The organism is Lentzea sp. (assembly GCF_036380075.1).
GTDB lineage: Bacteria > Actinomycetota > Actinomycetes > Mycobacteriales > Pseudonocardiaceae > Lentzea.
Genome location: NZ_DASVFL010000171.1, coordinates 1 through 21,592 on the forward strand (window position 1 = coordinate 1; position 21,592 = coordinate 21,592).

At 70.4% G+C, this 21,592-nt stretch carries 23 protein-coding genes; 15 read left to right on the top strand and 8 right to left on the bottom strand.

Going from position 1 to position 21,592, the window contains the following annotated elements; all coding sequences use genetic code 11:
• Positions 1-360: alpha/beta hydrolase (locus VF330_RS19560; RefSeq protein WP_330853072.1), on the top strand; the 360-nt coding region annotated here is incomplete at its 5' end.
• 9 nt (positions 361-369) lie between these two features.
• Here the strand turns inward: VF330_RS19560 and VF330_RS19565 are convergent.
• From VF330_RS19565 to VF330_RS19575, 3 genes are read right to left on the bottom strand one after another with little or no spacing between them, the layout of a single operon-like run.
• A complete protein-coding gene (locus tag VF330_RS19565) occupies positions 370-1,089 on the bottom strand; it encodes a sulfite exporter TauE/SafE family protein (protein ID WP_330853073.1) in 720 nt (239 codons plus the stop codon).
• Positions 1,090-1,116: 27 nt separating this feature from the next.
• Positions 1,117-2,034 carry a sigma-70 family RNA polymerase sigma factor gene (locus VF330_RS19570; RefSeq protein ID WP_330853074.1) on the bottom strand — a complete coding sequence of 306 codons (918 nt, stop codon included), beginning with the start codon at positions 2,032-2,034 and terminating at the stop codon, positions 1,117-1,119.
• Positions 2,031-2,993, bottom strand: a complete 963-nt coding sequence (locus VF330_RS19575; protein ID WP_330853075.1) for a YafY family protein — start codon at positions 2,991-2,993, stop codon at positions 2,031-2,033. Before VF330_RS19575 ends, VF330_RS19570 begins: the two co-directional genes overlap by 4 nt.
• Positions 2,994-3,177: 184 nt before the next feature.
• Between VF330_RS19575 and VF330_RS19580 the strand changes: the two genes are divergently transcribed.
• Positions 3,178-3,369 carry a S1 RNA-binding domain-containing protein gene (locus VF330_RS19580; RefSeq protein ID WP_330853076.1) on the top strand — a complete coding sequence of 64 codons (192 nt, stop codon included), beginning with the start codon at positions 3,178-3,180 and terminating at the stop codon, positions 3,367-3,369.
• A 37-nt stretch (positions 3,370-3,406) separates the two neighbouring features.
• On the opposite strand, the gene VF330_RS19585 is transcribed toward VF330_RS19580, so the two are convergent.
• The 4 genes from VF330_RS19585 to VF330_RS19600 form a co-directional block, all read right to left on the bottom strand.
• Positions 3,407-4,264 (bottom strand): hypothetical protein, encoded by an 858-nt coding sequence (locus VF330_RS19585; protein ID WP_330853077.1) that lies wholly within the window; start codon positions 4,262-4,264, stop codon positions 3,407-3,409.
• Positions 4,261-4,722 carry a hypothetical protein gene (locus VF330_RS19590; protein ID WP_330853078.1) on the bottom strand — a complete coding sequence of 154 codons (462 nt, stop codon included), beginning with the start codon at positions 4,720-4,722 and terminating at the stop codon, positions 4,261-4,263. The genes VF330_RS19585 and VF330_RS19590 overlap by 4 nt, the downstream gene beginning before the upstream one ends.
• A gap of 374 nt (positions 4,723-5,096) precedes the next feature.
• Entirely contained in the window at positions 5,097-5,573 is a 477-nt protein-coding gene (locus VF330_RS19595) for a hypothetical protein (RefSeq protein ID WP_330853079.1), read from the bottom strand.
• Positions 5,573-7,006 carry a helix-turn-helix transcriptional regulator gene (locus VF330_RS19600; RefSeq protein ID WP_330853080.1) on the bottom strand — a complete coding sequence of 478 codons (1,434 nt, stop codon included), beginning with the start codon at positions 7,004-7,006 and terminating at the stop codon, positions 5,573-5,575. The genes VF330_RS19595 and VF330_RS19600 overlap by 1 nt, the downstream gene beginning before the upstream one ends.
• 381 nt (positions 7,007-7,387) lie before the next feature.
• Here VF330_RS19600 and VF330_RS19605 point away from each other — a divergent pair, with 381 nt between their 5' ends.
• The 7 genes from VF330_RS19605 to whiA all read left to right on the top strand — a co-directional run bounded on the left by VF330_RS19605 (position 7,388) and on the right by whiA (position 14,817).
• Complete coding sequence (locus VF330_RS19605) at positions 7,388-7,882, top strand: hypothetical protein (RefSeq protein WP_330853081.1); 495 nt, start codon at positions 7,388-7,390, stop codon at positions 7,880-7,882.
• 3 nt (positions 7,883-7,885) lie between these two features.
• Positions 7,886-8,293, top strand: a complete 408-nt coding sequence (locus VF330_RS19610; protein WP_330853082.1) for a Rieske (2Fe-2S) protein — start codon at positions 7,886-7,888, stop codon at positions 8,291-8,293.
• Between the two features lie 106 nt (positions 8,294-8,399).
• Positions 8,400-8,879, top strand: a complete 480-nt coding sequence (locus tag VF330_RS19615; RefSeq protein WP_330853083.1) for a Rieske (2Fe-2S) protein — start codon at positions 8,400-8,402, stop codon at positions 8,877-8,879.
• Positions 8,880-8,921: 42 nt separating this feature from the next.
• Positions 8,922-10,865 (top strand): excinuclease ABC subunit UvrC, encoded by a 1,944-nt coding sequence (uvrC, locus tag VF330_RS19620; RefSeq protein WP_330853084.1) that lies wholly within the window; start codon positions 8,922-8,924, stop codon positions 10,863-10,865.
• 1,143 nt (positions 10,866-12,008) lie between these two features.
• Positions 12,009-12,866 (top strand): RNase adapter RapZ, encoded by an 858-nt coding sequence (gene rapZ / locus VF330_RS19625; protein ID WP_414675405.1) that lies wholly within the window; start codon positions 12,009-12,011, stop codon positions 12,864-12,866.
• A 5-nt stretch (positions 12,867-12,871) separates the two neighbouring features.
• Positions 12,872-13,840 carry a uridine diphosphate-N-acetylglucosamine-binding protein YvcK gene (locus VF330_RS19630; RefSeq protein WP_330853093.1) on the top strand — a complete coding sequence of 323 codons (969 nt, stop codon included), beginning with the start codon at positions 12,872-12,874 and terminating at the stop codon, positions 13,838-13,840.
• Positions 13,831-14,817, top strand: a complete 987-nt coding sequence (gene whiA / locus VF330_RS19635; RefSeq protein WP_330853086.1) for a DNA-binding protein WhiA — start codon at positions 13,831-13,833, stop codon at positions 14,815-14,817. The genes VF330_RS19630 and whiA overlap by 10 nt, the downstream gene beginning before the upstream one ends.
• Here whiA and VF330_RS19640 read toward each other — a convergent pair.
• A complete protein-coding gene (locus VF330_RS19640) occupies positions 14,814-17,171 on the bottom strand; it encodes an ATP-binding protein (protein ID WP_330853087.1) in 2,358 nt (785 codons plus the stop codon). The genes whiA and VF330_RS19640 overlap by 4 nt on opposite strands.
• Positions 17,172-17,261: 90 nt before the next feature.
• Between VF330_RS19640 and VF330_RS19645 the strand changes: the two genes are divergently transcribed.
• The 6 genes from VF330_RS19645 (at position 17,262) to VF330_RS19670 (ending at position 21,336) form a co-directional block, all read left to right on the top strand.
• On the top strand, positions 17,262-17,471 hold the full coding sequence (locus tag VF330_RS19645; RefSeq protein WP_330853088.1) for a hypothetical protein: 210 nt from the start codon (positions 17,262-17,264) through the stop codon (positions 17,469-17,471).
• Between the two features lie 115 nt (positions 17,472-17,586).
• Complete coding sequence (gap, locus tag VF330_RS19650) at positions 17,587-18,591, top strand: type I glyceraldehyde-3-phosphate dehydrogenase (RefSeq protein ID WP_330853089.1); 1,005 nt, start codon at positions 17,587-17,589, stop codon at positions 18,589-18,591.
• Between the two features lie 17 nt (positions 18,592-18,608).
• Positions 18,609-19,802, top strand: a complete 1,194-nt coding sequence (locus VF330_RS19655; RefSeq protein ID WP_330853090.1) for a phosphoglycerate kinase — start codon at positions 18,609-18,611, stop codon at positions 19,800-19,802.
• On the top strand, positions 19,803-20,591 hold the full coding sequence (gene tpiA / locus VF330_RS19660; protein ID WP_330853091.1) for a triose-phosphate isomerase: 789 nt from the start codon (positions 19,803-19,805) through the stop codon (positions 20,589-20,591).
• Between the two features lie 94 nt (positions 20,592-20,685).
• Positions 20,686-20,925 carry a preprotein translocase subunit SecG gene (gene secG / locus VF330_RS19665; protein WP_325520958.1) on the top strand — a complete coding sequence of 80 codons (240 nt, stop codon included), beginning with the start codon at positions 20,686-20,688 and terminating at the stop codon, positions 20,923-20,925.
• A gap of 66 nt (positions 20,926-20,991) precedes the next feature.
• A complete protein-coding gene (locus VF330_RS19670; protein ID WP_089912928.1) occupies positions 20,992-21,336 on the top strand; it encodes an RNA polymerase-binding protein RbpA in 345 nt (114 codons plus the stop codon).
• Positions 21,337-21,592 lie beyond the last annotated feature (256 nt).

Sequence of the window (21,592 nt, forward strand, 5' to 3'; positions counted from 1 at the left end):
GCGGCGAAGTGGGAGAAGGAGTCGCCGACGTTCGGCCGCTACCAGGCCGCGTCCGACCTGCTGGCGTGCCCGACCTGGCCGGCGCGCAACCCGGACCGCTGGATCGGCCCGTGGAACCGCAAGACGCCGAACCCGGTCCTCGTGGTCGGCAACTACTACGACCCGGCCACGCAGTACATGTTCGCGCAGCGCATGGCCAAGCAGCTCGGCAACGCGCGGCTGATCAGCGTGGACTCGTTCGGCCACTGCATCCTGGGCCGCTCGGCCGCGACGGACGCCGCCGTGGCCCGCTACCTGGTCGACCTCGTGGCTCCGGCCGAGGGCCAGGTGTTCCAGCCGAACGTGCAGCCGTTCGCGTAGGCCGACCGGTCAGAGGAAGGCGCTCCGCACGATGAGCACCACTGCGCTGGCGCCCGCGACGACCAGCATGGGCGTCCGGACGCCCTTGGCGTCGAAGCGCCGGCGCAGTGGTGTGGAGAGCAGGAAACCCGCGATCAGGAACGGCACCAGCAGCACGCCGTTCCACAGCTTGTGCGCCGTGACCGTCCCGGCGACGGTGAGCCCGACGAGCGACGTGACGGACCCGAGGGTGAAGAACGCCGCGAGGGTGGCCCTGACCTGCGGACCGCTCTCGTTCTGGTAGACGAGCGCGATCATCGGCCCGCCGACCGACGTGGCCGTGCCGAACGACCCGCTCGCGACACCGGCCGTCACCAGCGAGCGCGGGGTGGGCCGCGGCCGCCACGACACCAGCGAGAGCAGCACGCAGGCCAGGACGGCGACACCGACGACCACGCTGAAGCTCTTCCGGTCGAGGGAGTCGACGATCCAGATGCCGACGACCGTGCCCGGCAGGCGGCCGAGCATCGCCCAGCCGACGCCGCGCCAGTCGACGTGACCGAACTCCCTGGCCAGCGACATCACCGCGTGCGCGCTGGCGATCACCAGCACGGGCACCGGGACGAGCGCCGGGTCCAGCAGCGCCAGCAACGGCACCGCGACCAGTGCCAGGCCGAAGCCGATCAGGCCTTGCAGCAGGCCTCCACACGCGACGACCACACCCGCCAGCGCCAGCAACCCCCAGGACATGGTTAGCAACGCTACAGATCAGGTGGATCACGCCGTCGGCGGCAACCCGAACTTCGCGAACAGCGCGAGGTCGAAGAACGACGAGACGCGCGTGATCCGGTCGCCCCGCACCTCGAGGACCTGGAGGTTGAACGGCCGGAACACGCCGTCGTCCGCGCGCAGGTAAAGGCCGTAGGCGGGCTGGCCGCCGGCCTCGACGGCGATCATGCGCGCGCCGTGCGGCACCGCCGGACACTGGTTGTCCAAGTGCCACGCGACCATGGCCGGGCCCCGGTACCACTGCGGGAACGGCGGCATCTCCCAGACGACGTCCTCGGCGACCATGCCGATGATCGCCGGGATGTCCTTGGCCTCGAACGCCTTCACCCACCGGTCGAGCAGCGGCTTGGCGCCGGCCGGTTCGACGACCTGCTCCTCGGTGAGGTCCGCCAGCTGCGCGTGCGCCCGTTGCAGGGCGCTGTTGACGGCCGCGACCGTCATGTCCAGCTCGTCCGCGGTCTCGGCGGCGCTGAGCCGCAGGACGTCGCGCAGGATCAGCACCGCGCGTTGCCGGGGCGGGAGGAGCTGCAGTGCGGCGACGAACGCCAGCCGCGTCGACTCGCGTTCGGTGACGATGGCCGCCGGGTCGGTCGGGAACGGTTCCAGCCACGGGATCTCGTGGTCCTGGGTGAGCTGGTCGTGTTCCGTCGCGCCGGCCGAGAGGTCGAACGGCAGCGGCCGCCGGGTGCGGCTGTCGAGCGCGGTGAGGCAGACGTTCGTGGCGATCTTGTACAGCCACGTGCGCACCGACGACCGGCCCTCGAACTTGCCGTACGACTTCCACGCCCGCAGGTAGGTCTCCTGCACCAGGTCCTCGGCGTCGTGCAGCGAGCCGAGCATCCGGTAGCAGTGCGCGAGCAGCTCCCGCCGGAACGGGTCCGCCGCGGTCTCGAAGTCCACTGTCACGGCTGTGCTCCGATCGAGTTCTGAAGCCGGGTGATGAGGGTGGCCACGTGCTCGGCGAGCTCCCGCGGCTCGTGCACCGTGAAGCCGAAGCCGAGGAACATCAGGTGGAACACGATCCGGTCGAGCGAGTCGGCGCCGGTGCGCATGCGGCACGACACGTCGTCGACCGGTTCCAGCACCACGGAAACGGGCGTGGTGCGTTCGGCGACGGCCTCCAGCGGCGCGTGGATCGTCAGCACGGCCTGGTAGGTGTAGACGCTCGACGCGACCTGCCGCGACACGAACTCGCCCAGGCTCTCCGCCGGCGGTTCGCGCGGCGTGAAGCGGGCGGCGAGCGCGGGTTCGGCGGTGATGCGGTCCACCCGGAACGTGCGCCAGTCCTCTTTGGACACGTCCCAGGCGACCAGGTACCAGCGCTTGCCCGTGTGCACGAGCCCCTGCGGTTCGACGAGGCGCTTCGCCGGCTCACCGCGCGTCGAGGCGTAGGTGAACCGCAGCTGCTGGTGGTCGCGGCAGGCGGCGGCGATGACCGTGAGCGTCTCGGGGTCGACCGTCGGACCGGCCGAGGTCAGGGCAGTGGTGTGCATCTGGAGGGCCTGCACGCGCCTGCGCAGCCGCGTCGGCAGGATCTGCTCCAGCTTGGTGAGCGCGCGGACCGACGTCTCCTCGATGCCCGCGACCGTGCCGTTCGCGGCGGTCCTGAGACCGACCGCGACGGCGACCGCCTCGTCGTCGTCGAGCAGCAACGGCGGCAGCTCCGCGCCGGCACCGAGCTGGTAGCCACCGGCCGAGCCGGGCAGCGACGTGACGGGGTAGCCGAGGCTGCGCAGCTTGTCGACGTCGCGGCGGATCGTGCGCACGTCGACGCTGAGCCGGTCGGCGAGCTCGGGGCCCGTCCAGTCGCGCCGCACCTGCAACAGGGACAGCAGCTTCAGCAGCCGTGCGGACGTCTCCAGCATGGTGGGAAGTCTAGATTCCATTGCGGACAACGGCCTCTGGTGGCTAAGGTTCGCGGTATGACTGCCGGGTCGGCCTTGTGCCGTGAGCGGAACGGTTGCCCGGCCCTGACTTGATCAGGGCCCCTCCACCCCGCGCGATGTTCCCCTTCGGGACAACGCGCACAGGGAGAGGAGGTGATGCGCAATGCTTCCCAACGTTGGTGATGTCTTCTCGGGGAAGGTCGTCTCGACCGTTCCCTTCGGCTCGTTCGTCGAGCACCCCGCCGGTGCACACGGGCTCCTGCACGGCCGCCAGGCCGAGGTCGGTTCCTCGGTGCAGGTGAAGGTGCTCGCGGTGGACGCCGAACAGCAGCGTTTCAGCCTGGAGCTGGCGTAGGTCCTCGATGACCGGGCAGAGGCGCCCTGCCCGGTCGTCACGACCTGCGGTACTCCGCGCACTCGTGCGCGAGCCGGTCGTGCAAGGTCTTGCGGTGCCCCTCCTCGAGGGGCGCCGGACCGAGCGCGTCCGCGGGGCTGGTCACGTTGTGCAGCAACCGGTACAGCACCACGTCCGTCGCGGTGTAGAGCCAGTCGTCCGCCCTGCCGGGTGGCGCGGCCGGCCCGAGCGCGTTCTCGAACCACGCCGGGAACAGCAGGTCTCGCGCGACCGCGTCCTCGACGCGACCGCGGATGCTCGCGCGCACCTCGGCGATGGCGGTGTTCCCCGCTGACTTGGCAGCGGTGTCCCTGGCGTGCGTGTCGTCGTCCGGCAGGTCCGGTCTCGTCTGCGTGGTGATGTGCTGCCACTGCCTGTAGTGCTTGCGCCACAACGACTCCGCGTTCGGCGGCAGGTGCGTCAGCGCCTCGGCCGCCTCGATGGCCTCGCGCGCGTTCCTGTCGTACTCGGCGATGGCCTTGCGGGTCAGCTTGGCTTCCTGCGGGGTGAACGTCCTGCGCGCGTAGGCTTCCTGGCCGGCCGCGATCCTCGTCAGCTGGTTCTCGGTGACGTCCGGCCACGTGTCGAAGTCGGCCTTCTCGGTGTTGCCGGCCCGCACTTTCCTGTTGAGCGCCACCAGGAGGCGTTCGAGGCGGTGGACGCTCTCGGCCAGCTCGCTGATGCGGTCGTCGGTCCTGGTGAGCTTCCTGGTGGTGTCGCGGAGCTGGTTCGCGGTGCTCAGTTGTCGTTGCGCCGCCTCGGTTTGGGAGTCGTCCATCCTCGTGGTCAGCGACTGGAGGTCCTTCTTGAGGCGGTCGAGCTTGTCCTCGACGGCCTTGAGCGGGTCGATGTTCATCCGCGCGTCCTCCAAGCCCACCAGGCGATCCCGGCCGCGGTGATGATCGCGGCCCAGCCGTGGGCCGGTGGGGTGAGGAGGGTGGCGGCCAGCGCCGCCGCGATCGCCGTGGTCCTGGCTCTGGGTTCCCACGGTTTGCTGCCGGTCGGGTCCACCAGGACCGCCGCCGCAGTGGCCACCGCCAGGAGGAGGGAGAGCAGGGACCAGCCGTCGAACCAGCCGATCGCGACGACGAACGCCGCTGCTGTGGTCGTGGCCGCTATCGCCCGGTTCGGGGTCGCCAGTTTGGCTGCTTCGGCGTCTCTTCTGGCTTGTACTACCGCTTGGACCTCTTGGTCCGTGGTGGCCAGGAGGGCGGGGAAGTCCGGGCTGCCCGGGCCTGCGGCTTCCAACGCCCGTAGGGCTGTTCGCAGGGACTGCTGGCGGTCGGCCAGGCGTGCGAACGGATCGGCTGCCATGCCCTGACATCGTGATCAACGGGGGTGTGGGGGGCTAGACCGGTGGGCCGAGTTGGTCCGGTTGCCGACGAACTTCGCTCGCTTGGGCTAGTTGTCCGGTTGTCTTGGCTGGGTGGGGTTGCCGCGGCCATGCGGGTGGTCACCTTGCGGGCGGCGGGCTTGCGGTTGCGTGCTTCCCTCTGGGGGCGCTGCCCCCAGACCCCCGCCAATCTGGTCAGGGGTGTCAAACCGCCGAAAGCGTGGCGGTTTGACACCCCTGACCAGGTGCAGCGAGTGCTGAGGCACGACTCGTGACGGGGACCCACCGGAACCTTCGTTTCAAACGAAAGCGCTCGGCTTCGCCATCGGACTGCTCGGCTTCGCCGTCGCTTGGGCTATGACTTCCGTTTTGCTTCCGGAGGCCAGACGACCTCGATCGGTACGCCGCTTGCCCGTGCTTGTTCGACCACGTCCGCCGTGCCGCCCTTGCCCTGGGCCGGGATGCCGTCCCAGACCGCCACTAACAGTTCGACGGAGGCGAGCATGCGTTCGTTCGCTGCCACGTAGGCCTGGCGTCCGCTCGACATGTGCGGGAGGACGCTGACCACCGTGGCGGCGGCTCGGAGCTCGTCGTAGTCGGCCAGTTGGTGGGGCTTCAGGCGTTCTCGGTAGTCCAGGGCGGGGAGGACGACCTCCACCTCGCCGCCCAGGGACAAGATCGCCCTGGCGAAGAGCTGGTCTGCTCCCGGTGCCAGGCAGGTCACGCCCACGAGCGGGCGGTCCAGGTCGTCCAGGACCTCCGTCAGGGCTGCCTGGACTGCGGGGATGCAGTCGTCGACCAGGTTGCTGTGCCCGGTGATGCCCACTCGCATCAGGCCGTCCTGATTGCTCTGATCGCGTCGCGGGTGTCCTGCACGGCGGGGATGTGGCGGTGTCGTGCCGCCTCCTTGGCGAAGTCCTCCAGCTTCCGCAGGACCCTGCCCGAGGAGAGCTTCGCCGCCGTCGGCAGGACCTCGTTGATCAAGCCGCACGCCGCCTCCGGGTCTCCCGCGACCATTTTGGTGCGCGCCAGTCCGATCACGTCGAAGGCGCGGTTGCGCAGCTTCGACGGGTCTCGCAGTTGCAGTGCGCGCCGGATGTGTTTTTCGGCGTGCACTGCCTGTGTCGGGTCGTGCATGGCGAGGTCGCGGCAGCGGGCGCCGATGACGCCCTCCAGCTCGGCCTCGTCGAAGCTGTGCAGGTAGCGGGGCTCGTTGCCGGCCTCGCGCTGGGCGAAGCTGTCCTGCGCCATGCCCACCGCCTGGTGGAACTCGCGGGTCTTGCCCATGTGGGCGTACGCCCAGGCCTCGCGGGTCAGCAGGAGCGCCTTCAACGTCGGTGTGCCGGTGCGGCGGGTGCCGTACTGGCCCAGCTGCACGAGCTCCAGACCGTCCTCCGGGCGGCCCAGGTCGAACATCTGCCTCGCCATCGCGGCCAGGCACAACGCCGCGAAGCCGTCGTTGTGGCCGGCCTTGGCCATGCGGATGGCCAGCACGTAGTAGCGCTGGGCCGCGTTGTGCAGGCCCGCGTCGAACGACATGCTCGCCGCGACCTTGGACAGTTCGGCGCCGATGAAGAACGCCTTCTCCGTCGTCGGGCCCGCCGGGGCGCGCTGCAGCCGCTCGGCCAGCTCGTCGAGCTGACCCAGCACGGCCTTGCGCGCCAGTCCGTACCCGCCCCGGCCGCCCCAGCCGCGCAGGCCGTCGGCCACGTGCTGCAGCGCCTCGAGCTCCTCCGCGCTGATCGCCGAGTGCGACGACCACCTGGACAGGTTCTGCAGGGGGTGCAACCACCGCTGCAAGGGCTCGACCAGTGCGGATCCCACCGTCACCGCGGCGGCTCCTGTGAGCGCCGCTCGTCTGCTGATCGCCAAGTCGCTCCTCGCCGTCTCCTCGACCGAACGGGCAATGCTCGTCGCCTCCCAGGGGGCGGCGAGCACGTCTGGCGGGCCCGTTTCGGGGGAGCCCACCTGAGCTGGGATGACGACCCGGTCGAACCACAGTCGTTCGCCCGGCACGCCGAGCACCTGGGAGAAGTGGCGCAGCCGGTCGAGGCGGTCGATCTGGTTCTCGCCCGACTCGTAACGCGAGAGCTGCGCCTGGCTGATGCCGAGCCACGCCGCCATGCGGTCTTGGGTGACGCGGCTCAGGTGCTGGGGGTGGTGCCGGTAGGCGGAGATCAGGGCACCCATGTCGCGGTCCGTGCACGCGGCCGCGATCGAGGGGTGGTCCCAGAAGTCGTCCGGGACCTCAGGAGGGCCGTGCACACCGGAACGGGCGTTGCGGCGGCAACGGTGACAGAGCCGATCAGAGTTGTCGGCGGCGATGAACGCCCCACACGGGCAAGCGCGTCTGGATCTGGGTCTCGCGGTATCCATCGGCCTCGCCCCCGTCACTGAGCGTCTGCCAAGTGTACGGAGCTGTGATCGACAGTCCATCCATCTCATGCATAAGACGTAATGGATTCGCGTGTCGCAGTGCCTGGTGCACCGTGCGGCGGATGGGCTTCATACGCCGGTTGCATGACGCTCATGCAGCACCCGAGTGGTGTTGGCGTGATCTGCGACGCACCCTGCACATCGTCAGGGGCGGGACGACCCCCGTGGCCTGACCAGTGCCTGACCCACCAACGGGGAGGACCACCGCCGATGAGCCTCACGACCGCGGAGACCGGCACGGGGAGTGCCGGGATCCCACAGAACAGGGGACACGCACGGGCTGTCGGGGAGGCCGTGGCCGGCTACCGGCTGCTCGGCTGGCAGGTGTCGGTGACCGAGCAGGGCGTGTTCCTGCCGCTCGGGCCCGCGACCACCGCGCTGGCCATGCCGGCGCGCATCGGGTCGCGCGTCCTGGCCGACCTGAAGTCGCGCATGCTCGCCGGTCCCGTCACCGTGATCCCCGGCCCCCGCGAACACTGGATCTTCCTGGCCGAGCTGGTGGCGTTGCTGCCGACGCACCTGAAGGCGCCACCGGAGGTCCAGTTCGTGCGCTCACCCCACCGGATCGCCCTCCCGCCCACGATGACCAGGTACGGATCGCTGCGGTGGGCGAACCCGCCGTCGCACTCGCGGCACTGGTTCCCGCCGTTCACGGCCGTGCTCGCACTGGCCCGGACGGCAGCCGCGGAGGACCAGCGCCGATAATCGGTGCTCGTGGACCGTCGTTCAGTGTTGATGTGCGGGCTCGTCGCTGCTGCCTTGAGCGCCTGCGGCGAGCCCGCGCCCCGCAAGACGGGCGGTGCCGGCACCGCCCGTCCCGGGGACCGCGTGACCCCCGCCGCCTCCGTGCCGGTGGGCAGCGGCGTGCTGGTGGACATGCCCGGCAACGCCCAGCTCCTCGTCGTGCAACCTCGATCAGGTGAATTTCGCGCGTTCAACCCAGCGTGTCCGCACGTGGGCTCCTTCGTGAACCCGCCAGCCGGTGGAGTGATCACCTGCCCGTTGCACGGCAGCGCTTTCGACCCGTCCACGGGAGCCGTCCGCAAAGGACCTGCGACTTCCGGTCTGGCGGAGGTCGCGATCTCACTTTCGGGTGAGGATCTGGTCCTGGCGTGAGACCTGTGCGTTTGCTGTGCATCCTGGTTCCGGCTGAACTTTCGCCGTCCTGATCGCGTAATGCTGTGGTGTGACCCCGAACACCCACCACCACGGAGGAACGGTCGTGAACACCGAAAGCCCGGTCGGCAGGCGGACGGCGCTGTGCGGAATCGTGGTCGCCCTCGCGGTGCCCAGCGGACTCGTGACGGCGTGCAGCTCCGGATCCTCGACGGGCACCGGCCCCACCACCCCGGCCCAGGGCGGCTCCACCCCGACGTCGGGCTCCTCCGGCTCCACCGGATCGGCCGGCGGCGCGCTCGTCGCCCTGGCCGACGTGCCCGAGGGCGGCGGCGCCGTGGTCGACGGTCCCGGCGGCAAGAAGATCGTCGTGGCACGCGTGTCCGCGACCGAGGTGAAGGCCTTCGACGCGACGTGCCCCCACCAGGGTTCGATCGTCGCGGAACCGTCCGGCGGCACCATCACCTGCCCCTCGCACGGCAGCCAGTTCTCCCCGGCCGACGGCTCGGTGAAGAAGGGCCCCGCGACGTCCGGCCTGAAGGCCGTCGCGGTGAAGGTCGAAGGCGACCAGGTGGTCCTGACCTGACCCTTTCCGACTTTGTCAGACCCCGTCGATACTCTGGACGGCGTGGCAGACCCCTCGACGTACCGCCCCGCGGTGGGCACGATTCCCGAAGCCCCCGGCGTCTATAAGTTCCGCGACGCCGGTGGCCGGGTCGTGTACGTCGGCAAGGCGAAGAGCTTGCGCAGCAGGCTGAACTCCTACTTCGCCGACATCTCCGGACTGCACCCGCGCACGCGCCAGATGGTGACGACGGCGGCCTCCGTCGAGTGGACCGTCGTCACCACCGAGGTCGAGGCGCTCCAGCTCGAGTACAACTGGATCAAGGAGTTCGACCCGCGCTTCAACGTCCGGTACCGCGACGACAAGTCGTACCCGGTGCTGGCCGTGACGCTGCACGAGGAGTACCCGCGGCTGCACGTCTACCGCGGCCCGCGCAAGAAGGGCGTCCGGTACTTCGGCCCGTTCGCGCACGCGTGGGCCATCCGCGAGACGCTCGACCTGCTGCTGCGGGTGTTCCCCGCGCGCACCTGCTCGGCCGGTGTCTTCAAGCGCCACAACCAGATCGGCCGCCCCTGCCTGCTCGGCTACATCGACAAGTGCTCGGCGCCGTGCGTGGGCAAGGTGTCCGCGGACGAGCACCGCGACATCGTGCTCGACTTCTGCGACTTCCTGGCCGGCAAGACGGACCACATGATGCGCCGTCTCGAACGCGAGATGTCCGCCGCGTCCGAAGCCCTGGAGTTCGAACGCGCGGCCCGCTTACGTGACGACCTGGGTGCGCTGCGCCGGGCGATGGAGAAGCAGGCCGTCGTCCTCGGCGACGGCACCGACGCCGATGTGATGGCGTTCGCGCAGGACGAGCTGGAGGTCTCCGTCCAGGTCTTCCACGTCCGCGGCGGCCGCGTGCGCGGCCAGCGCGGCTGGGTGCTGGACAAGGTCGAGGCCGTCGACGACGCGGCGATCGTCGACCAGTTCATCATGCAGTTCTACGGCGACGAGACCGAGAACACCCCGCGCGAGGTGCTGGTCCCCGTCCTCCCGGACGACGCCGCGGCCCTGGAGGACCTGCTCTCCGAACAACGCGGCTCCCGAGTCGCCCTGCGCGTCCCCCAACGAGGCGACAAGCGCGCGCTGATGGAAACCGTGGCGCGCAACGCTTCCGAGGCCTTCGCCCAGCACAAGCTCCGCCGCGCCGGCGACCTGACCGCCCGCTCCGCCGCCCTGCAGGAGCTCCAGGACGCGCTGGCGCTGGACACGGCCCCGTTGCGCATCGAATGCATCGACATCAGCCACGTCCAGGGCACCGACGTGGTCGCCTCCCTGGTCGTCTTCGAGGACGGCCTGGCCCGCAAGTCGGAGTACCGCCGCTTCGCCCTGCGCGAAGCCGCGACGGAAGGCGACGTCGCCTCGATAGCCGAGGTGGTCCGCCGCCGCTTCCAGGCCATGCTCCGCGAAACCGCCTCCGGCGGCCCCAACCCGGGCATCGACCCGGACACCGGCAAACCCCGCAAGTTCGCCTACCCGCCCAACCTCCTGGTGGTCGACGGCGCCGGCCCCCAAGCCGCCGCGGCCTCCGACGTCCTCGCGGAACTGGGCGTGACCGACGTGGCGGTGGTGGGCCTGGCCAAGCGCCTGGAAGAGGTCTGGGTCCCCGGCGAACAGGACCCGGTCATCCTGCCCCGCAGCAGCGACGGCCTGTACCTACTGCAACGAGTCCGCGACGAGGCCCACCGCTTCGCCATCGCCTATCACCGCCAGAAGCGCTCGAAGCGCATGACCGCCTCGGAGCTCGACGACGTGCCCGGCCTCGGCGAGACCCGCAAAGCCGCACTGCTCAAGCACTTCGGCTCGGTCCGCAAGCTGAAGCAGGCCACTGTGGACGAGGTGAGCGAGGTGCCCGGGGTGGGGCGCCGCACGGCTGAAGCGGTGGTGGCGAGTCTGGCTGGTGCCGCGCCGGCGTCCGCGTCTGTGTCCGCGTCTGTGTCCGCGCCGGAGGGCAAGGTCTGACGTTCGCGCGGTGTGCGGGAAGGCATGCGGTGTGCGGGAAGCCGCGCGGTGTGTGGGATTTCGCGTGGTGTGGGGAAGGCGTGGGCCGGGCCGCGGAGCGATCAGGTGGAGCGGCCAGGCGGGGCTGCCTGGTCGAGGAGCACGCGTGCCGCTGTCCGCTGTGCTGCTGCCGGCGGGTGGCACCTGCGCGCCGGTCGTGCCGTTGCTCCAGCAACTCCATCGACTGTCGTCTGGCTTGTCTATCCGGCTTTCAGCTTTCGCCTGGCGTGTCCGCTCGGATTCCGACCGCTGCCCAGGCCGTCCGGCTCCATGCTTCCGGCTGTCGCCTGGCCTATCCGCCCGGCACCCGACTGGTGCCCTGGCCGTCCGTCCGACTTCCGGCTGTCGCCCAGCTCCCGGCTATCGTGCTTGTCCGCCCGGCTCCGCCTGCCGCGCGCCTGTCCACTCAACTTCCGGCTGTCGCCCGACCCCTCCACCCGGCTTCCGGCTATCACGCAGCCTGCCCACCCGGCTTCTGGCTATCGCGTGCTTGTCCGCCCGGCTCCCGTCTGTCGGCCCAACTCCCGGCTGGCGCCCGGCCTGCCCACCCGACTCCCAGCTGTCGCGCAGCCTGCCCACCCGACTCCCGACTGCCGCGCGGCCTGTCTACCCAACTCCCGGTTGTCGTCCGGCTCGTGCACGCAACTTCCGGCCGCCACCCAGCCTGCCCACCAACTACCGGCCGCCACCCAGCCTGCCCATCCAACTCCGACCGCCGCCCGCCCCGTCCCCCGACTCCCGACCGCCGCCCGCCCCTTCCTCCTGCGGGGAGGCGGCTGATCATGCTTTCCGGACATCCAACAGACGACCCCAGGCGTGAATCCGGACAAGGTTCACCCATTCGGGTGGCGGACGCCACCAGGGCACGTAGCGTGCCAAGTGCCCAACCTGCCGCGCGCGGGGCCCGGGGCAAGGGAGACTCTCACCGGGCGCGCCGTCGTCGTGCGCGCCCCACACCGAAGCTGAACCCACGCGAAGCTAAGCCCACGTGAAGCTGAACCCCACACCGAAGCTGAGCCCACGCGAAGCTGAACCCACAAGAGAGCGCCGTCGCGCTCATGAACAGGTAACGGAGTCGTAGTCGTGAACGCGGAGAAGTCCGGCATCGAAGTCGCCGTGGTGACCGGGCTGTCCGGTGCGGGCCGCAGCACCGCGGCCAAGTGCCTGGAGGACCTCGGCTGGTTCGTCGTCGACAACCTGCCCCCCGAACTCATCGCCACCATGGTCGAGCTCGGCGCCCAGGCGCGCGGGGCCATCACCAGGGTCGCTGTCGTCATGGACGTGCGCAGCCGCGCGTTCACGGAGGACCTGTCCGCCATCATCAAGGACCTCGACGCCCGCGGGTACAAGCCGCGCGTGCTCTTCCTCGAGGCCACCGACGCCGTGCTGATCCGGCGGTTCGAGGCGGTGCGGCGCGGTCACCCGATGCAGGGGGACGGGCGGTTGCAGGACGGCATCGAGGCCGAGCGGATCCTGCTCACGCCGCTCAAGCAGGAGGCCGACCTGGTGCTCGACACCAGCGCGCTCTCCATCCACCAGCTGCGGGCCAAGATCGAGGACTCGTTCGGCACCGAGGCCGCCAGCCGCACCCGCGTCACCGTGCTGAGCTTCGGGTACAAGTACGGGCTGCCGATGGACGCAGACCTCGTCATGGACGTGCGGTTCCTGCCCAACCCGTTCTGGATCCCGGAGCTGCGCGAGCAGACGGGGCTCGACGGTGAGGTGCGCAACTACGTGCTGTCCCAGGAGGGCGCCGACGAGTTCCTTGACCGGTACCACGAACTGCTGCGGCTCATCGGGGCCGGGTACCGGCGTGAGGGCAAGCGCTACCTGACGCTCGCGATCGGCTGCACGGGTGGCAAGCACCGCAGTGTGGCCCTGAGCGAAGAGCTGGCCGCGAGGCTCGCCAGCGAGGACGGCATGGCCGTGAAGGTCGTGCACAGGGATCTGGGACGTGAGTGACGAAGTTGAAAGCTGTTGCTTTGGGTGGCGGGCACGGGTTGCACGCGACGCTGACCGCGCTGCGGCAGGTCACCGACGACGTGACGGCCGTGGTGACCGTCGCGGACGACGGCGGGTCGTCCGGACGCCTCCGGCGTGAGCTGCGGGACCTGCTGCCGCCGGGGGACCTGCGCAAGGCCATGGCGGCGCTGGCGGGGGAGGACGAGTCGAGCAGGCTCTGGACGTCCCTGTTCAAGCACCGCTTCGGCGGCACGGGCGCGCTGGCCGGCCACGCGGTCGGCAACCTGGTGATCGCCGGGCTGCTCGAGCAGCTCGGCGACCCGGTGGCGGTGCTCGACGTCACGTCGCGGCTGCTCGGGGTCCGGGGCAGGGTGCTGCCGATGTCGAACGACCCGCTCGACATCGAGGCCGACGTCATGGGACTCGACGAGGACGTGACGGACGTGCGGCGCATCCGCGGCCAGGTCGCCATCGCGACCACGCCGGGGCTCGTGCAGCGCATCCGCCTCACCGCCCCGAACGGGCGACCTGTCGGATGCCCGGAAGCGGTACAGGCTGTACTTGACGCCGATCTCGTGCTACTCGGCCCCGGATCGTGGTTCACCAGCGTGTTGCCGCACCTGCTGGTGCCCGAACTGCACGACGCGCTGGTGCGCACGCGGGCCACGAAGGTCCTCGTGCTCAATCTTGTCCCCCAACCGGGGGAAACCGCCGGTTTCTCTCCGGAGCGCCATTTGGACGTAGTCTGCGAGCACGCACCCGAGCTGAAGGTGGACGCGGTGATCGCCGACGTCGACTCGGTCCCCACCCCGGACCGGCTGACGCGAGCCGCCTCGGCTCTGGGCGCGCGCACGCATCTGGCGAAGATCGCCGCACCGGACGCCGCCGAACGGCATGATCCGGAGGCGCTTGCCGGTTGCCTCAGGCAGGTGGTCGAGGAGACCGGAGTGGGAGGGACGGGCCCGTGGCGATGACGTCGGCGGTCAAGGACGAGCTGAGCAGGCTCGCCGTATCCAAGACCTGTTGCCGCCGCGCGGAGGTGTCCTCGCTGCTCAGGTTCGCCGGCGGGCTGCACATCGTGTCCGGCCGGGTGGTCGTCGAGGCCGAGCTCGACCTCGGCTCCGCCGCGCGCAGGCTCCTCAAGGAGATCCAGGCCCTCTACGGCCACCACGCCGAGGTGTTCACGATCCAGTCGAACGGCCTGCGCAAGGGCACCCGCTACGTCGTCCGCGTGGTCAAGGACGGCGAGGGTCTCGCCCGGCAGACCGGTCTGCTGGACCCGCGCGGCCGCCCGGTGCGCGGGCTGCCCGCCCCGGTCGTGTCCGGGGGCGTGTGCGACGCCGAGGCGGCGTGGCGCGGCGCGTTCCTCGCGCACGGCTCGCTCACCGAACCGGGCCGCAGCTCGTCGCTGGAGATCACCTGCCCCGGCCCGGAGGCCGCGCTGGCCCTGGTCGGTGCCGCCCGCCGCATGGGCATCGCCTCCAAGTCGCGCGAGGTCCGCGGCGCCGAGCGCGTGGTGATAAGGGACGGCGACGCGATCGGCGCCATGCTGACCAGGCTCGGCGCGCACGACAGCGTGCTGGCCTGGGAGGAGCGCCGGATGCGGCGCGAGGTCCGCGCCACCGCGAACAGGCTCGCCAACTTCGACGACGCGAACCTGCGCCGGTCCGCACGGGCCGCGGTCGCCGCGGCGGCACGGGTCGCGCGCGCGTTGGAGATCCTCGGGCCGGAGGCACCGGACCACCTCGCCGCGGCGGGCCAGCTCAGGCTCGCGCACCGGCAGGCGTCGCTGGAGGAACTCGGCCAGCTGTCCGACCCGCAGATGACCAAGGACGCGGTGGCCGGCCGTATAAGGCGTCTGCTGGCCATGGCGGACAAGCGGGCCAAGGACCTGGGACTGCCGGACACGGAGTCCGCGGTCACGGCGGAGATGCTCGAAGCCGAGGTCTAGTCGGAGGGCGCGTGGCGGCCCGCCCAGACGGCGAGCTGCGCACGCGACCGCAAGCCCAGCTTGGACCGGGCGTGCGTCACGTGACGGGCGACGGTGTGGGGCGAGATGCCCAGCCGTTGCCCGATCTGGCGGTTCGTCAGCCCCTCGGCCACCAGCGTCGCGACGTGCAGCTCACGCGCCGAGACCAGGCCGTCGTCGTCACCCGCGCCGTGCTGGTCGGTCAGGGCGTAGGACACGGCCTGCGCCAGCGACATCCGTTCGCCCGTCGACTCCGCGGCCCGCAGCCGTCCCGCCGTGATGCGTTCACGGCACACGGCACGGGCCTCGTCGAGCAGCGCCTGCCAGTACGGCTCGGCGCGGAAGTCGAACCGGGCGCGGACCACGGAGGCGGCGGTCAGCAACGACAGCGCGCGTTCGTCGTCGGAACCCACGCCGACGAGCCCCAGCGCCAGGCCCTCCAGGTCGTAGAACTGGTCCATCGGGTGCTCGGAGCCCACCTCCAGGCTCTCCCGGAACAACGCCACGGCCTCCGCGTGGTCCTTGCGCGCCAACGCGATCGCGCCGGACGTGTGCAGGGTCGAGTTCAGCATGTGCGGCAGCCCGTCCAGGCGCATCAACGTCAGCGACTCGCGCACCAGCGGCGCCGCCAGGTCGGGTTCGCCGTGCTGGAGCAACGTCCAGCCGTAGGAGTTGAGCAGGACGCCGCGGGCGAGCTTGTCGCCGGCGTCGCGCATCAGCTCCACGGCCTCGTCGAAGAGCTGCCAGGCCAGCGCCGGGTCACCGGTGTGCGCCTCGGCGGAGGCGAGCACCTCCAGGGCGCGGGCCAGCGTGCCGGGACGGCCGGCGTCGGCCCGTTCGATCGACAGCGACTCCCGCGCGAACCGGCGGGTCGCCTCCCAGCCCCCGCGGATGCGGTGGTGCATGGCGGCCAGCGCGGTCAGGACGCTGCGGTACGACGGCGGCACGGGCCTGGTCAGCGCGCTGTGCAGCAGTTCGGTGGGAGCGCCGCGCGGGCCGCGGGGCGTGGACGTGTACGCCGTGGCGACGATCGCCAGCGCGTGGCGGGGCCAGTCGCCCAACTCCGCCGTGCGCGCCACGGCCAGCTCGATCAGGCCGACGTTGCGCTCCAGGCGCAGCACCACGGGCGGCGACGGGAAGAAACGGGAGATCTCCGGCTCCACGACCGAACACACCCACTCGACCACACGGTCGGCCACGAGAGGAACGTCGCCGCATTCGACCGCGCGTTCGTGGCAGTAAAGACGTACCGACTCGAGCTGCCGGAACGTGACGTGCCCGCCGGCGCGGTCGACCACCAGCAGGGACTTCTGCTCCAGGCTCGTCAGCACCTCCAGGGCGTCGTCCAGGCCGCACACCGCGCTCGCGACGCCCAGGTCGAACGGCACCCCCAGCACGGCGAGGCGGCGGCAGGCGGCCTGCTCGGCGGGGGTGAGGAGGTCGTAGCTCCAGCCGATCGCGGCGCGCAGCGTGCGGTGGCGGTCGTCGGCAGCGCGCGGGCCACCGGTCAGCAACGCCAGCCGGTCGCCCAGCCGCGCGAGGACGTCCGCGGGGGAGAGCACGGTGATGCGGCGCGCGGCCAGCTCGATCGCCAGCGGCATGCCGTCGAGCGACCGGCACACCGCGACGACGTCCGCGACGTTGGACGCGTCGACCTCGAACGTGCGGTCCACCGCCACGGCCCGGTCGCGGAACAGCACCACGGCGTCGTGCCGCAGGGCCTCGGCGACGTCGGCGCCGGCCCGCGGCAGGTCCAGCTCGCCGACCGCGAAGACCTGCTCCCCGGCCAGGCGCAGCGGCTCGCGCGACGTCACCAGCACGCGCAGCTGCGGGCAGCGGGCCAGCAGCTCCGACACCACGCCGGCGACACCGGCCAGCACGTGCTCGCAGTTGTCCAGCACGAGCAGCGGCCGCCGGTGCCGCTCGACCTCGGCGACCACCGCGTCGCGCACCGACCGGTTCGGCAACGGGCGCGCGCCGACCGCGTGGCAGATCGCCTGGACCACGTCCGGCACGGGCGCGAGCGCCACCCACCACACCTGGTCGGCGCGCCTGCCGGCGTGCTGCACGGCCAGCCGCGTCTTGCCCGCCCCCGCGGGACCGACCAGCGAGACGAGCCGGTCAGAGGCGAGCCGCGCCAGCGCCGAGAGCTCCTCGCGGCGGCCCACGAACGTGTCGAGCGGCCTCGGCAGAGCCGGGTCGTGCGGAGAGCCGTCGCGCGTCGAGCTGCGGTCGCGGTACGCGCGCTGACGGCACGCGTTGGAGCAGTAACGCCGGCCGGGAACGGCCTCGGTGAGCGGGTTCCCGCATGTCGCGCAGGCGGCGATGGCCGTCATGGACTGTGACCGTACCGCTGTGTAACGACCCGTAACACCCGCTGTTTCGGACTATTGAACCGTCTTGCCGGGCGTGGGGACGATTCCGCCATGACGGGGCAGACGAACAAGGGGAGCGGTCCGCTCGTGCCGGCGAGCGACCGGCAGGTGGTGGACGAGTGGCTCGCGCGGATCACGGCCGTGGTGGGCTGGGACGCGGCGGAGGACAGCCCGGAGGCGTGCCGCACGGCGGCGGAGGCCGCGGAGGAGCTGAGCGCGTACCTCTGGATGCTCCGCGCCTCGCGCCGCCGAACGGCCTAGTCAGGACCCGTTTTTCTGGCTCGATCCAGAGATACTCACTATCCCTGTGACCAGCGACGCAGTTCTCCGGATAGGGTGGGGTCGTTACTGCCAGACTGAACGCAAGGAGTCCGTCGTGACGGTTCGTGTAGGTGTCAACGGTTTCGGCCGGATCGGGCGCAACTTCTTCCGCGCCGTGAGGGCCGGCGGCCACGACATCGAGATCGTCGCGTTCAACGACCTCGGTGACGTCGCCACGATGGCGCACCTGCTGAAGTACGACAGCATCCTCGGTCGCCTGGACGCCGACGTGCAGGTCACCGACGAGGGCATCTCCGTCGATGGCAAGGTCATCAAGGCCCTCGCCGAGCGCGACCCGGGCAAGCTGCCCTGGAAGGACCTCGGCGTCGACGTCGTGGTCGAGTCGACCGGTTTCTTCACCGACGCCACCAAGGCCCGCTCGCACGTGGACGAGGGCGGCGCCAAGAAGGTCATCATCTCCGCGCCCGCCAAGAACGAGGACCTCACCGTCGTCATCGGCGCGAACGAGGAGAAGTTCGACGGTTCGCAGACGATCATCTCGAACGCGTCCTGCACCACCAACTGCCTCGCGCCGCTGGCCAAGGTCCTCAACGACAGCTTCGGCATCGAGCAGGGCCTCATGACCACGATCCACGCGTACACGCAGGACCAGAACCTGCAGGACGCGCCGCACAGCGACCTCCGCCGTGCCCGCGCCGCCGCGCTGAACATCGTGCCGACCTCCACGGGCGCCGCGAAGGCCATCGGCCTGGTGCTGCCGGAGCTCAAGGGCAAGCTCGACGGCTACGCGCTGCGCGTGCCGATCCCCACCGGCTCGGCCACCGACCTGACCGTCACGCTCAAGCGCGAGGTCACCGTGGACGAGGTCAACGCCGCGTACAAGGCCGCCGCCGACGGCCCGCTGGCCGGCATCCTGAAGTACTCGACCGACCCGATCGTGTCGGCCGACATCGTCACCGACCCGCACTCGTGCATCTACGACGCGCCGCTGACCAAGGTCATCGGCAACCAGGTCAAGGTCGTCGGCTGGTACGACAACGAGTGGGGCTACTCCAACCGCCTCGCGGACCTGGTCAAGCTCGTCGCCTCGAAGATCTGAGCACGGGAGCGGTTGAGTTGAAGACTCTCAGCGACCTGCTCGCCGAGGGTGTCGCAGGTCGGCGCGTCCTGGTGCGCGCCGACCTGAACGTCCCCCTGGATGGCGACAAGATCACCGACGACGGCCGCGTGCGCGCGTCGGTGCCGACGATCAAGGCCCTCGCCGACGCGGGTGCCCGCGTGATCGTCACCGCTCACCTCGGCCGCCCCAAGGGCGAGCCGGACCCCGAGTTCTCCCTCGCGCCGGCCGCCGCCCGCCTCGGCGAGCTGCTCGGCGCCGAGGTCCCCCTCGCGTCCGACCTCGTCGGCCCGTCCGCCACGTCCGTGGTCGGCGCGCTGACCGACGGTGGCGTCGTGATGCTGGAGAACGTCCGCTTCGACGCCCGCGAGACCTCGAAGGCCGACGCGGAGCGCGCGGAGCTGGCGGACGAGCTGGCGTCGTTCGCGGACGCGTTCGTGTCCGACGGCTTCGGCGTCGTGCACCGCAAGCAGGCCTCGGTCTACGACGTGGCGCAGAAGCTCCCCGCGTACGTCGGCGGTCTCGTCGAGACCGAGCTGGGCGTGCTGCGCAAGCTCACCGACGACCTGGAGCGCCCGTACGTCGTGGTGCTCGGCGGCGCGAAGGTGTCCGACAAGCTCGGCGTCATCGCGAACCTGCTGGCCAAGGTCGACAAGCTGCTCATCGGCGGCGGCATGGCGTACACGTTCCTCAAGGCCCAGGGCCACGAGGTCGGCACGTCGCTGCTGCAGTCCGACCAGCTCGACCAGGTGAAGGGCTTCCTCGCGGAGGCCGGGAAGCGCGGCGTCGAGCTCGTGCTGCCGGTCGACGTGCTCGTCACGGCCGAGTTCGGCGACGTCGAGCACGAGGTCGTCGCGACCTCCGAGATCCCCGCGGACAAGATGGGCCTCGACATCGGCCCGAAGTCGCGCGAGCTGTTCGCGTCGAAGCTCGCCGACGCCAGGACCGTGTTCTGGAACGGCCCCATGGGCGTCTTCGAGATCGAGACCTACTCCGGCGGCACCCGTGCCGTCGCCGAGGCCCTCGTGAAGTCCGAGGCGTTCACCGTCGTCGGCGGTGGCGACTCCGCCGCCGCGGTGCGCGCGCTGGGCCTGCCCGAGGACGGCTTCTCGCACATCTCCACCGGCGGTGGCGCGTCCCTCGAGTTCCTGGAAGGCAAGGAACTCCCCGGCATCAGCGTTCTGGAGTCCTAGATGGCAGCCCGGCTCCCGCTCATCGCGGGCAACTGGAAGATGAACCTCAACCACCTCGAGGCCATCGGTCTCGTGCAGAAGATCGCCTTCTCCCTCCCGGAGAAGTACTTCGCCAAGGTCGAGGTCGCCGTTCTCCCGCCGTTCGTCGACATCCGCAGCATCCAGACGCTGGTCGACGGCGACAAGCTGCTCATCAAGTACGGCGCGCAGGACATCTCGCAGCACGACTCCGGTGCCTACACCGGCGAGGTGTCCGGCCCGATGCTGAAGAAGCTCGCCTGCCACTACGTCGTGGTCGGCCACTCCGAGCGCCGCGAGTACCACGGCGAGACGGACGCGGTCGTCAACGCGAAGGTCAAGGCCGCGCTCAAGCACGAGGTCACCCCGATCTTCTGCTTCGGCGAGAAGCTCGACGTCCGCGAGGCCAAGGGCCACCTGGAGCTGGTGCGCCAGCAGCTGGAGGAGGGCCTCAAGGGCTTCTCCGCCGAGCAGGTCGCCAAGATCGTGTTCGCGTACGAGCCGGTCTGGGCCATCGGCACCGGCAAGACCGCCTCCTCGGCCGACGCGCAGGAGGTGTGCTCGGCGGTCCGCTCGTTCGTCGCGGAGAAGTACGGCGAGGAGACCGCCGCCGTCGTCCGCGTGCTCTACGGCGGTTCGGTGAAGTCGTCGAACATCGGCGAGCTGATCCAGCAGAAGGACATCGACGGTGCTCTGGTCGGCGGCGCCAGCCTGCAGGCCGACGAGTTCACCAAGCTGTGCGCTCTGGCCGCGGGCGGGCCTCTACCCTAAGTTGATCCCGTTAAAGCACTAACCCCACTGGTTGCACACGTTCGGCAGTCGAACAGGTACTCTGTGGCGTCGGCTGCCTGACAGCGAGGAAGAAATGATCCTGTTCCTGCAGATCCTGTTGATCGTCTCCAGCGTGCTGCTGGTGCTGCTCGTGCTCTTGCACCGCGGCCGTGGTGGCGGCCTTTCCTCGCTGTTCGGCGGCGGCATGCAGTCGAGTCTGTCCGGTTCCTCCGTTGTCGAGAAGAACCTCGACCGCCTGACGCTGTTCGTCGGTGCGGTCTGGATCATCGCCATCGTGGGCATCGGACTGCTGATCAAGCTCCCCGGAGCCTGATCAACCGTTCAGCGGCAGAAGCCCTCCGGGGCTTGGGGTAACCACTTGGTGGGGGTGTAACGGTCGATGTCCGGTGGTAACGCGATTCGCGGTACCCGCGTCGGCGCAGGCCCGATGGGTGAGTCGGAGCGCGGCGAGTCCGCGCCCCGCCGTCGGGTGTCGTACTGGTGCGCGAACGGTCACGAGTCCCGGCCTTCCTTCGCGGTCGACGCGGATGTGCCGGAGAACTGGGACTGCCCGCGCTGCGGCCTGCCGGCAGGTCGTGACGAGCAGACGCCACCCGCGCCTCCGCGCAACGAGCCCTACAAGACGCACCTCGCTTACGTGAAGGAGCGCCGGTCCGACGCCGACGGGGAGGCGATCCTCGAAGAGGCTCTCGCCAAGCTCCGGCGGCAGCGGGAAGAGCCGTAAGGCTCGGTAGGACAACGCTGAAGGCCCCCTCTTTCCGCGGAGGGGGTCTTTTGCTTGTTCGTTGGCTTTGTTGGGTTCCCCTGTTGCGTGCTGCCGTTTCTGTTGCGTGCTTCCACCTGGGGGCGCTGCCCCCAGACCCCCGCCAATCTCTTAGGTTCTAGTGGTCGTTGCAACGCCTGAGTTTTCAGGGGTTGTGATGTTCGAGATCCGGGAGGATCGGTCGGGTCGTAAGCGGTTGGATCGGGAACGGGCCGCT